This is a genomic window from Burkholderia sp. BDU5 (assembly GCF_001522845.1).
Lineage (GTDB): Bacteria > Pseudomonadota > Gammaproteobacteria > Burkholderiales > Burkholderiaceae > Burkholderia > Burkholderia mayonis.
In genome coordinates this window covers 98,445-110,070 of sequence record NZ_LOWC01000007.1, presented here as the reverse complement: position 1 = coordinate 110,070, position 11,626 = coordinate 98,445, and the positions used below count along the sequence as shown (strand labels likewise).

The following is an 11,626-nucleotide window of genomic DNA, read 5'->3' as shown; positions in this document are numbered from 1 at the left end:
GCAGTGCCGTCGGAGAAGAGGCCGACCTCGGGCAGCTCGACGCGCTTGCCCGCCGCGAGCGAGCGCTTCATCGCGCAAGAATCGTCCGTCTGCACGCCGATCACCTTGATCTCGGGGCGCACCGCCTTCACGTATGCTGCGATGCCCGCCGCGAGCCCGCCGCCGCCGATCGGCACGAAGATCGCATGGATCGGCCCCTGATGCTGGCGCAGGATCTCCATCGCGACCGTGCCCTGGCCCGCGATCACGTAAGGATCGTCGAACGGATGGACGAACGTGAGGCCGCGCTCGGCCTGCACCTTCACCGCGTGCGCATAGGCGTCGCTGTACGATTCGCCCGCCTGGATCACCTCGACGGTCGGGCCGCCGTGCGTGCGCACCGCATCGACCTTCACCTGCGGCGTCGTCACCGGCACGACGATCACCGCCTTCACGTTCATTCGTGCGGCCGAGAACGCGACGCCCTGCGCGTGGTTGCCCGCCGACGCGGTGATCACGCCGCGCGCGAGCGCGTCGGCCGGGATGTGCGCCATCTTGTTGTACGCGCCGCGCAGCTTGAACGAGAACACCGGCTGGTTGTCCTCGCGCTTCAGATAGACGTCGTTGTGCAGCCGCGCGGACAGGTTGCGCGCGCGTTCGAGCTCGGTTTCGAGCGCGACGTCGTATACCCGGGCGGTCAGGATTTTCTTCAGATAATCGTGGGAAGCCATGAGAGGGGGCGAAAAGCGTGGATGCGGCGGAAAAGGGCAATGATAGCGCCAACCCTCGCCGTTTCGACCTTAACCGAATGGTTACCGACCGTCCGGACGGCGAATCGAAGTCGGTCCGACCGCCGTCGGGGTACTGAAAGACGAGCGCGCCGCGCGGCGCGGCCGGCCGCAAACGCCCGCCAGTCGGTCGCCGCAGCCGATCCGACGGCCCATTCGACTGCCGCGTCGACGATTAACGCGTTCGTCCAACCTGGGTTAGAATTTCGTTTTGAATCAAGGATCGGAAGATGCAAAGGCAGTCTTGGATCGTCGCTTTGAAGCCGTCGCCGCGCGCAGCATGTCCGGCGGCGGAACGGCACGCGCGCCGCGCGCGATCGTGTTGACGGTACCGAGCGCCGCCAGGTCGTGTCGATCCGGAGTCGCGCTTCAGCGCTTTGTCGACCGGAGTTAATGCTTCAGCACTTACGCCGGTCCCATGCAGCGCACTCCGGTCCCGTGCAAAGCAGTCACGTGCCTGGTAACAGAAGATTTCCCCAAAATCGCGCACCACGCGCCTGCCGGTTTCGCGCTCCTTCGCTGCGCGCCGGCCTCCGAATCGTCCGAACATGAACGCACCGCAAGTTTTCGATCCGCACGGCGCGGCAGCCGCCGTTGCCGCCGACCCCGCTCCGCGCCTGCGCGAAATTCCCTACAACTACACATCGTTCTCCGATCGCGAGATCGTGATCCGGCTGCTCGGCCACGAAGCCTGGACCGCGCTCGACGAGCTGCGCGCCGAGCGCCGCACCGGCCGGTCGGCGCGGATGTTGTACGAAGTGCTGGGCGACATCTGGGTGGTGCGCCGCAATCCGTATCTGCAGGACGATCTGCTCGACAATCCGAAGCGCCGCGCGCTCCTGATCGAGGCGCTGAACCATCGGCTGTCCGAGATCGAGAAGCGCCGCCGCGCCGATCTGTCGGAGCACGGCGACGTGGCGGGCCGCGAGCGCGCCGCGCGCGTCGAGATGCTCGCGACGGCCGCGCATCGCGCGGTCGACGAGTTCGCGCAGGAATTCGAAAAGATGGCGGAACTGCGCCGCCGCGCGACGAAGGTGCTCGGCCGCTGCACGCAAAAGGACAACATCCGCTTCGACGGCCTCGCGCGCGTGTCGCACGTGACGGACGCGACCGACTGGCGCGTCGAATATCCGTTCGTCGTGCTGACGCCCGACAACGAAGCGGAAATCGCGGGCCTCGTGAAGGCCTGCTTCGAGCTCGGCCTGACCGTGATCCCGCGCGGCGGCGGCACGGGCTACACGGGCGGCGCGGTGCCGCTCACGCCGTTCTCGGCCGTCATCAACACCGAGAAGCTCGAGCAGCTGGGCGCGGTCGAACTGACCGAGCTGCCGGGCGTCGCGCACAAGGTGCCGACGATCTTCTCCGGCGCGGGCGTCGTCACGCGCCGCGTGACCGAGGCGGCCGAGGCGGCCGGCTACGTGTTCGCGGTCGATCCGACGTCGCTCGACGCATCGTGCATCGGCGGCAACGTCGCGATGAACGCGGGCGGCAAGAAGGCGGTGCTGTGGGGCACCGCGCTCGACAATCTCGCGTGGTGGCGGATGGTCGATCCGGAAGGCAACTGGCTCGAAGTCACGCGCGTCGAGCACAACCTCGGCAAGATCCACGACATCCCGGTCGCGCGCTTCGAGCTCAAGTGGTTCGACGGCGCGCGCGCGCCGGGCGAGAAACTCTTGCGCGCCGAGACGCTCGACATCGAAGGCCGGCGCTTCCGCAAGGAAGGCCTCGGCAAGGACGTGACCGACAAGTTCCTCGCGGGGCTGCCGGGCGTGCAGAAGGAAGGCTGCGACGGACTCATCACGTCCGCGCGCTGGGTGCTGCACAAGATGCCCGCGCATACGCGCACCGTCTGCCTCGAATTCTTCGGCCAGGCGCGCGAGGCGATTCCGAGCATCGTCGAGATCAAGGACTACCTGTTCGAGACGTCGAGGCAGGGCGGCGCGATTCTCGCCGGCCTCGAGCACCTCGACGAGCGCTACCTGCGCGCGGTCGGCTACGCGACGAAGAGCAAGCGCAACGCGTTCCCGAAGATGGTGCTGATCGGCGACATCGTCGGCGACGATGCGGACGCCGTCGCGGCCGCGACGTCCGAAGTCGTCCGGATGGCGAACGGCAAGAGCGGCGAAGGCTTCGTCGCGGTGAGCGCGGAAGCGAGAAAGCGCTTCTGGCTCGACCGCAGCCGCACCGCCGCGATCGCGAAGCACACGAATGCGTTCAAGATCAACGAAGACGTCGTCATCCCGCTCAACCGGATGGGCGAATACACGGACGGCATCGAGCGGATCAACATCGAGCTGTCGATCAAGAACAAGCTGCAGCTCGTCGACGCGCTCGAAGCGTTCTTCACCGCGGGCAACCTGCCGCTCGGCAAGAGCGACGACGCAAACGAGATCCCGAGCGCCGAGCTGCTCGAAGACCGCGTGCAGCAGGCGCTCGATCTGCTGAAGCACGTTCGCGCGCGCTGGGAATTCCTGCGCGACAGGCTCGACCTGTCGCTGCGCGAGGCGCAGCACTATCTCGTCGCGCTCGGCTACGAGGCGCTCGCGGAGAAGTTCGCGGACCGCGTCGACGCGCAGCCGGACGCCACCGTGTTCCACATCGCGCAGGACCGCACGGTGCGCATCTCGTGGAAGCAGGAGATCCGCGCGGAACTGCGCGCGATCTTCAACGGCGGCGAATTCAAGCAAATCCTCGACGAGGCGCAGGCGATCCACAAGCGGGTGCTGCGAGGCCGCGTGTTCGTCGCGCTGCACATGCACGCGGGCGACGGCAACGTCCACACGAACATCCCGGTCAACTCCGACAACTACGAGATGCTGCAGGACGCGCACGCGGCCGTCGCACGCATCATGAAGCTTGCGCGCTCGCTCGACGGCGTGATCTCCGGCGAGCACGGCATCGGCATCACGAAGCTCGAGTTCCTGACCGACGACGAGATCGCCGAATTCCGCGCGTACAAGCAGCGCGTCGATCCGCAGGGCCGCTTCAACAAGGGCAAGCTGCTCGACGGCGCGGACCTGCGCAACGCGTACACGCCGAGCTTCGGCCTCATGGGCTACGAGTCGCTCATCATGCAGCAGTCCGACATCGGCGCGATCGCCGAATCGGTGAAGGACTGCCTGCGCTGCGGCAAGTGCAAGCCGGTGTGCGCGACGCACGTGCCGCGCGCGAACCTGCTGTACAGCCCGCGCAACAAGATCCTCGCGACGTCGCTGCTCGTCGAGGCGTTCCTGTATGAGGAGCAGACGCGCCGAGGCGTGTCGATCAAGCACTGGGACGAATTCAACGACGTCGCCGATCACTGCACGGTCTGCCACAAGTGCGCGACGCCGTGCCCGGTGAAGATCGACTTCGGCGACGTGACGATGAACATGCGCAACCTGCTGCGCAAGATGGGCAAGAAGAAGTTCAACCCGGGCAGCGCGGCCGGCATGTTCTTCCTGAACGCGACGAATCCGCAGACGATCAACGCGACGCGCGCGGTGATGATGGGCTTGGGCTACAAGGCGCAGCGCTTCGCGAACGACGTGCTGAAGAAGGTCGCGCAGAAGCAGACCGCGCACCCGCCGTCGACGACCGGCAAGCGGCCCGTCGTCGAGCAGGTGATCCACTTCGTCAACAAGAAGATGCCGGGCAACCTGCCGAAGAAGACGGCGCGCGCGCTGCTCGACATCGAGGACAACAAGATCGTGCCGATCATCCGCAATCCGAACACGACGACCGTCGATTCGGAAGCGGTGTTCTACTTCCCCGGCTGCGGCTCCGAGCGCCTGTTTTCGCAGGTCGGCCTCGCGACGCAGGCGATGCTGTGGGAAGCGGGCGTGCAGACAGTGCTGCCGCCGGGCTACCTGTGCTGCGGCTATCCGCAGCGCGGCTCGGGCCAGTACGACCGCGCCGAGCAGATCGTCACCGACAACCGCGTGTTGTTCCACCGGGTCGCGAACACGCTGAACTACCTCGACATCAAGACGGTGGTCGTGTCGTGCGGCACCTGCTACGACCAGCTCGCCGGCTACGAATTCGAGAAGATCTTCCCGGGCTGCCGGATCATCGACATCCACGAGTTCCTGCTCGAGAAGGGCATGAAGCTCGACGGCGTGGCCGGCACGCGCTACATGTATCACGACCCGTGCCACACGCCGATCAAGACGATGGACCCCGTCAAGCTCGTCAACGACCTGATGGGCGCGCAGAACGACGGCTACAAGATCGAGAAGAACGACCGCTGCTGCGGCGAATCGGGCACGCTCGCCGTCGCGCGTCCGGATGTGTCGACCCAGGTCCGCTTCCGAAAGGAGGAAGAGATCAAGAAGGGCGCCGCCAAATTGCGTAACATTCCGGTGGTGTCGGGCAACGGCGCGAACGGGCCGGCCGCCGGCGCGTCGGACGTGAAGATCCTGACGAGCTGCCCGGCGTGCCTGCAGGGCCTGTCGCGCTATAACGAGGACGCGGACATCGAAGCCGACTACGTCGTGGTCGAGATCGCGCGCCACATGCTCGGCGAAAACTGGATGGCCGACTACGTCGCGCGCGCGAACAACGGCGGGATCGAGCGCGTGCTGGTGTAAGGTGACGAACGTTCCACCAGTGAAGGAATTGACGATGGATTGCGTATTCTGCCGCGAAGACGGCGGCGAGCTGCTCTGGAAGGACGACGTGGTGCGCGTCGTCCTCGCGACGACCGAAACCGATTACCCGGGATTCTGCCGGGTGATCTGGCACGCGCACGTCGCTGAATTTTCCGATCTGGCCGAAGCCGAGCGTACGCATTTGATGCGGATCGTCTACGCGGTCGAGAAGGCGGTGCGGCGCGTGATGCAGCCGACGAAGGTGAATCTCGCGAGCCTCGGCAACCAGGTGCCGCACGTTCACTGGCACGTGATTCCGCGCTTTTCGAACGACGCGCATTTCCCGCAGCCGGTCTGGGCGCCGCGCCAGCGGTCGGTGTCCGACGCGCTGCTGCGGCTGCGCGCCGCGCAGGCGACGCTCCTGCACAACGCGGTGCACGAGGAGATCGAGCAGGCGGTGAGCGGAGGCCGGGCATGAGCGGCCAGACTTCGACGGCGCCCGTGCCGTCCGGCGTCGTCGTGCACGCGGTGTCGCGCGTGCTCGAACTGCAGTACCCGAACGGCGAAAGCTACCGGGTGCCTTTCGAGCTGATGCGCGTCTGTTCGCCGTCCGCCGAGGTGCGCGGTCACGGCCCGGGCCAGGAGACGCTGCAGACCGGCAAGCGCGACGTGACGATCACGGCGCTCGAGCCGGTCGGCAACTACGCGCTCAAGCCGACGTTCTCGGACGGCCATTCGACGGGCATCTACTCGTGGGATCTGCTGTACGAGCTCGCGACGCGGCAGGACGCGCTCTGGCGCGCATATTTCGACAAATTGAAGGCGGCGGGCGTCGAGCGCGACGCGCCAATGCCGGCGGACTCGCTACCGCGAGGCCACCACCACTGAACGACGGCGCCGGTTGCGGCGCCGTTTGGCATTGATAGAGGATCAACGCGATGAGCAAAACCCACTTCGGCTTTGAGACCGTCGAGGAAAACGAAAAAGCGAAGAAGGTCGCGGGGGTGTTTCACTCGGTCGCGAGCAACTACGATCTGATGAACGACCTGATGTCGGCGGGCATGCACCGCGCGTGGAAGGCGTTCACGATCGCGCAGGCGAACGTGCGGCCGGGCTTCAGGGTGCTCGACATCGCGGCCGGCACGGGCGATCTGACGAAGGCGTTCGCGAAGGCCGCCGGGCCGACTGGCGAGGTCTGGCATACCGACATCAACGAATCGATGCTGCGCGTTGGCCGCGATCGCCTGCTCGACAAGGGCATCGTCGCGCCGTCGCTGCTCTGCGACGCGGAGAAGCTGCCGTTCCCGGACAACTACTTCGACGTCGCCACCGTCGCGTTCGGCTTGCGCAACATGACGCACAAGGATGCCGCGCTTGCCGAGATGCGCCGCGTCTCGAAGCCGGGCGGCCGTGTGATGGTGCTCGAATTCTCGAAAGTCTGGGAGCCGCTGAAAAAAGCCTACGATCTTTATTCTTTCAAAGTATTACCGTGGCTTGGCGACAAATTCGCGAAAGATGCCGACAGTTACCGGTATCTTGCTGAATCTATCCGGATGCACCCGGATCAGGGCACACTGAAGACGATGATGGAACAAGCCGGGTTGGATACCGTCAAATATTACAATTTGTCAGGTGGCGTGGTAGCTTTGCACGTGGGAACCAAGTATTAAGGGGTTCCATCCATACAATTTACTTTCAGCTTGGAGGCCGGGATGTCCGAATCGCGTTCGTCGTTTAACCGCAGCAGAGGGCCGAAGTCGTTGGCGCGGCGAATCGGCACGTTCCTGATGGTCGGCCTTCTGGCCGCCGGCACGTTTGCGTCGCTCGATGCCGAAGCGAAGCGCATGGGCGGCGGCCGCAGCGTCGGCCGCCAGTCGCAGACGCTGCAGCAGCGTCAGGCGACGCCGCCCGCGCAGCAGCCGATGCAGCAGGCGGCGCCCGCCCAGGCGCCGCGCCAGCAGCCGACGCCCGCCGCGCAGCCGAACCGCTCGCGCTGGCTCGGCCCGATCGCCGGTCTCGCCGCCGGCCTCGGCATTGCGGCGCTGCTGTCGCACCTGGGGCTCGGCGGCGCGTTCGCCAGCATGATGGCCAACGTCATCGTGATCGCGCTCCTCGCGATGGCCGGCATCTGGCTCGTCCGCAAGTTCATGAACCGGCGTAGCGCGCAGCAGCCTGCCTACGCAGGCGGCCAGCCGTCGCAGAACCGCGGCGGCTTCGGTCAGGACGCGAGCGTTCCGCGCCAGGCGGCGTCGAATGACGCATTCCCGGGCTCGGGCAGCACGTACGCGGGCGAAGCGCAGCGCGTGTTTGGCGGCGCGGCCGCCGCGACGACGGCTGCGGCCGCCGCGGCGCCCGTGGTGCCGGCCGGCTTCGACACCGAAGCGTTCCTGCGCAACGCAAAGGTCTACTTCGTGCGGCTGCAGGCCGCGTGGGACGAGGGCAACCTCGCCGACATCCGCGAGTTCACGACGCCCGAGATGTTCGCCGAAGTGAAGATCGACCTCGACGGTCGCGGCGCGGGCGCGAACCAGACGGACGTCGTGCAACTCGACGCCGAACTGCTCGCGGTCGAGGATCGCGGCGGCGATCACTTCGCGAGCGTGCGCTTCCACGGCCTCATCCGCGAAGCGCAGGGCGCGTCGGCCGAGCCGTTCGACGAGGTGTGGAACCTGTCGAAGTCGGGCAGCCAGGGGTGGCTCCTCGCGGGCATCCAGCAGGTGAACACGCACTGACGGAAGTCGTGCCGCCCGTCGCGCCTCGCGAGGCCGCGGCCGAACCGACGTTACAATAGAAGCCCGCGCAGGCGCCCTGCCTACGCGGGCTTTTCATTGCCAGCCAGATGACCCTTGCCGCCAAGCCTTTTGCCGCCGCCGTCAATCACCTGCTCGCCCGCGAATCCTGGGCGCGCGACCGTCTGATTCCCTATGCCGGCAAGACCGCCCGGCTCGAAATTTCGCCCGTGACGCTCGTGTTGCTCGTGCAGCCGGACGGCTACCTGGCCGCCGTCGACGCACACGACGCGCGTCAGTTCGACGTGTCGATCGCGCTGTCGGGCGGCGACAAGGGCGGCCCGTTCGACGCGGCGGCCGCGTTCCTGCAGGGCGGGCAGGCGGCCGTGATGAAGCACGTGAAGATCGACGGCGACGCGGAGTTCGCGACGCAGATCGCGAAGCTCGCCGAGCACCTGCGCTGGGAGCCGGAGGAGGATCTCGCGAAGATCGTCGGCGATGCGGCCGCGCACCGGATCGCGACCTTCGTGCGTTCGACGGGCGAGCACGCGCGCCGCACCGGCCGCAATGTGCTCGATTCGATCGCTGAATACTGGCTCGACGAAAACCCGCAGGTCGTGCGCAAGAGCGTGCTCGCCGATTTCGACGCGGAGCTCGCCCGGGCCCGCGACGCGCTTGCGCGCGTCGAGAAGCGGATCGAACGACTGGAACAAAAAATTGACGCGCGCGCGGGCGGCAGCTCGCGACGCGCGCAGTGAGGGCCGCGAGGCATGCGCATTTTCCGTTTCATCAAAATCGTCTTCACCGTCATCCGCTTTGGCCTCGACGAGGTGATGCTGTCGCGCATCGAAAACCGTCGCGTGAAGTTCCTGCTGCGCATCACGACGATCGGCCGCCGCTTCGCCGATCCGCCCGCGGTGCGGCTGCGCCGCGCGCTCGAAAGCCTGGGGCCGATCTTCGTGAAGTTCGGCCAGGTGCTGTCGACGCGGCGCGATCTGCTGCCCGTCGATTTCGCGAACGAGCTCGCGAAGCTGCAGGACCAGGTGCCGCCGTTCGATTCGGCCGTCGCGATCGCGCTCGTCGAGAAAGCGCTCGGCGCGCGCATCGATCAACTGTTCGACGAGTTCGAGCGCGAGCCGGTCGCGAGCGCGTCGATCGCGCAGGTGCACTTCGCGAAGCTCAAGCAGGGCGAGCACGCGGGCAAGGCGGTCGCGGTCAAAGTGCTGCGGCCGAACATGCTGCCCGTCATCGATTCCGACCTCGCGCTGATGCGCGACATCGCGACCTGGGCCGAGCGCCTGTGGGCGGACGGCCGGCGGTTGAAGCCGCGCGAGGTGGTCGCCGAATTCGACAAATACCTGCACGACGAGCTCGACCTGATGCGCGAGGCGGCGAACGGCAGCCAACTGCGCCGCAACTTCGCGGGGCTCGATCTGCTGCTCGTGCCGGAAATGTTCTGGGATTACTCGACGCCGAGCGTGCTCGTGATGGAGCGGATGGAAGGTGTGCCGATCAGCCAGATCGACACGCTGCGCGCGGCGGGCGTCGACATTCCGAAGCTCGCGCGCGAAGGCGTCGAGATCTTCTTCACACAGGTGTTCCGCGACGGCTTCTTCCACGCGGACATGCACCCGGGCAACATCCAGGTGAGCCTCAATCCGAAGCACTTCGGGCGCTACATCGCGCTCGACTTCGGGATCGTCGGCGCGCTGTCCGATTTCGACAAGAACTACCTCGCGCAGAACTTCCTCGCGTTCTTCAAGCGCGACTACCACCGCGTTGCGACGCTGCACCTCGAATCGGGCTGGGTGCCGCCCGATACGCGCGTCGAGGAGCTCGAAAGCGCGATTCGCGCGGTCTGCGAGCCGTACTTCGACCGCGCACTGAAGGACATTTCGCTCGGCCAGGTGCTGATGCGGCTCTTCTCGACGTCGCGCCGCTTCAACGTCGAAATCCAGCCGCAACTCGTGCTCCTGCAGAAGACGATGCTGAACGTCGAGGGGCTCGGCCGCTCGCTCGATCCGGAGCTCGACCTGTGGAAGACTGCGAAGCCGTACCTCGAGCGCTGGATGACCGAGCAGATTGGGCTGCGCGGCTGGTACGAGCGCTTGAAGGTCGAGGCGCCGCAATGGAGCAAGACGCTGCCGCAGCTCCCGCGCCTCGTTCATCAGGCGCTCACCGCACATCACGAAGCGCCGCGCGCGATCAGCGACGATCTCGTCCGGCAGATCCTGGTCGAGCAGAAGCGGACCAACCGGCTGCTGCAGGCGCTCCTCGTGTTCGGGCTCGCGGTCGGGGCGGGCGCGGTGATCGCGCGGGTGTTGATCATCATCGCGTACGGCGGCTGAGCGCGCGGTGCGGGATTCGGGCAAGCGCCGTCCACGGGCGACGCGGGAAGGACGGGCGACGGTATGACGAGCGAAACGAAGAAACCTGATGCCGCCGCGCAGGCGGCCGGCGACGCAAGTCCGACGGCTCCGGCTGCCGGGGCCACGCCGGCCGCGCTGCCTGCCGGGAATTTCGCGTCGCGCGATCCGGGCGACGCGTCGTTCTGGGACGAGCGCTTCGAGCAGGGCCACATCCCATGGGACAGCGCGCGCGTGCCCGATGCGTTCGCCGCGTTCGCCGCGCGGCGAACGCCGTGTCCGGTACTGATTCCCGGCTGCGGCAGCGCATACGAAGCGCATTGGCTTGCACGCGCCGGCTGGCCTGTGCGCGCGATCGACTTTTCCGCGCAGGCGGTCGAGGCCGCGCGCCGCCAATTGGGTGAAGACGCCTTGCTCGTCGAGCAGGCCGACTTCTTCACGTATGCACCGCCGTTCGTCCCGCAGTGGATCTACGAGCGCGCGTTCCTGTGCGCGATCCCGCCGAGCCGCCGCGCCGACTACGCGCGGCGGATGGCGGAACTGCTGCCGCCGGGCGGCTTCCTGGCCGGTTTCTTCTACGTGGGCGCGACGCCGAAGGGCCCGCCGTTCGGCATCGAGCGCGCGGACCTCGATGCGCTTCTTTCGCCGCACTTCGAGCTCGTCGAGGACGCGCCCGTCGCCGATTCGCTGCCGGTGTTCGCGGGGCGCGAGCGCTGGCTCGCATGGCGCCGCTCGTAGCGGCCCGCCTGCGGAGACCGAGGGTGGCGTCCACCTTTCGGCTATAATTCAAAGCTTTGCAAGCTTTTTATACCGGTTATTGTTTCTGCGGGAAAATACCATGCCGATCTACGCCTATCGTTGCGAAGCGTGCGGTTACGCGAAGGATGTGCTTCAGAAGATGAGCGACGCGCCGCTGTCGCAGTGCCCGGAATGCGGGAAGGACGCTTTTCGCAAGCAGGTCACGGCGGCTGGATTCCAGTTGAAGGGCTCGGGCTGGTATGTGACCGACTTCCGCGGCGGCTCGGGCGGCGCAGGCGCGCCGGCGAGCACGTCGGCCGCGAACGGCGACCAGGCGGGCGGCGAGAAGGCTGGCGGCGAGAAGGCGAGCGCGCCCGTCGCGGCGGACAGCTCGGCGAGCGCGCCGGCGACACCCGCGCCCGCCGCCGCGCCCGCGAGCAGCACTTGATCGCTGCGCC

The 11,626-nt window shown here is 66.9% G+C and carries 10 protein-coding genes; 9 read left to right on the top strand and 1 reads right to left on the bottom strand.

The window, feature by feature from the left end:
• The coding region (locus WS69_RS01845) for a pyridoxal-phosphate dependent enzyme (protein ID WP_156437898.1) at positions 1-710 on the bottom strand (710 nt) is incomplete at its 3' end.
• A gap of 605 nt (positions 711-1,315) precedes the next feature.
• Between WS69_RS01845 and WS69_RS01840 the strand changes: the two genes are divergently transcribed.
• The 9 genes from WS69_RS01840 to WS69_RS01800 all read left to right on the top strand — a co-directional run bounded on the left by WS69_RS01840 (position 1,316) and on the right by WS69_RS01800 (position 11,616).
• Entirely contained in the window at positions 1,316-5,335 is a 4,020-nt protein-coding gene (locus WS69_RS01840; RefSeq protein ID WP_059469128.1) for a DUF3683 domain-containing protein, read from the top strand.
• A 34-nt stretch (positions 5,336-5,369) separates the two neighbouring features.
• Positions 5,370-5,813 (top strand): HIT family protein, encoded by a 444-nt coding sequence (locus WS69_RS01835; RefSeq protein WP_059469127.1) that lies wholly within the window; start codon positions 5,370-5,372, stop codon positions 5,811-5,813.
• On the top strand, positions 5,810-6,223 hold the full coding sequence (locus WS69_RS01830; RefSeq protein WP_059469126.1) for a gamma-butyrobetaine hydroxylase-like domain-containing protein: 414 nt from the start codon (positions 5,810-5,812) through the stop codon (positions 6,221-6,223). The genes WS69_RS01835 and WS69_RS01830 overlap by 4 nt, the downstream gene beginning before the upstream one ends.
• 50 nt (positions 6,224-6,273) lie before the next feature.
• Positions 6,274-7,005: a bifunctional demethylmenaquinone methyltransferase/2-methoxy-6-polyprenyl-1,4-benzoquinol methylase UbiE gene (gene ubiE / locus WS69_RS01825; RefSeq protein ID WP_059469125.1), complete on the top strand. Its 732-nt coding sequence runs from the start codon at positions 6,274-6,276 to the stop codon at positions 7,003-7,005.
• A 42-nt stretch (positions 7,006-7,047) separates the two neighbouring features.
• Complete coding sequence (locus tag WS69_RS01820) at positions 7,048-8,067, top strand: Tim44 domain-containing protein (RefSeq protein ID WP_059469124.1); 1,020 nt, start codon at positions 7,048-7,050, stop codon at positions 8,065-8,067.
• 107 nt (positions 8,068-8,174) lie between these two features.
• Positions 8,175-8,822: a ubiquinone biosynthesis accessory factor UbiJ gene (locus WS69_RS01815; RefSeq protein WP_059469123.1), complete on the top strand. Its 648-nt coding sequence runs from the start codon at positions 8,175-8,177 to the stop codon at positions 8,820-8,822.
• A gap of 12 nt (positions 8,823-8,834) precedes the next feature.
• Positions 8,835-10,412, top strand: a complete 1,578-nt coding sequence (gene ubiB / locus WS69_RS01810) for a ubiquinone biosynthesis regulatory protein kinase UbiB (RefSeq protein WP_059469122.1) — start codon at positions 8,835-8,837, stop codon at positions 10,410-10,412.
• A 63-nt stretch (positions 10,413-10,475) separates the two neighbouring features.
• Entirely contained in the window at positions 10,476-11,168 is a 693-nt protein-coding gene (locus WS69_RS01805; RefSeq protein WP_059469121.1) for a methyltransferase domain-containing protein, read from the top strand.
• Between the two features lie 100 nt (positions 11,169-11,268).
• Positions 11,269-11,616 (top strand): FmdB family zinc ribbon protein, encoded by a 348-nt coding sequence (locus tag WS69_RS01800; RefSeq protein ID WP_059469120.1) that lies wholly within the window; start codon positions 11,269-11,271, stop codon positions 11,614-11,616.
• Positions 11,617-11,626: the final 10 nt, after the last annotated feature.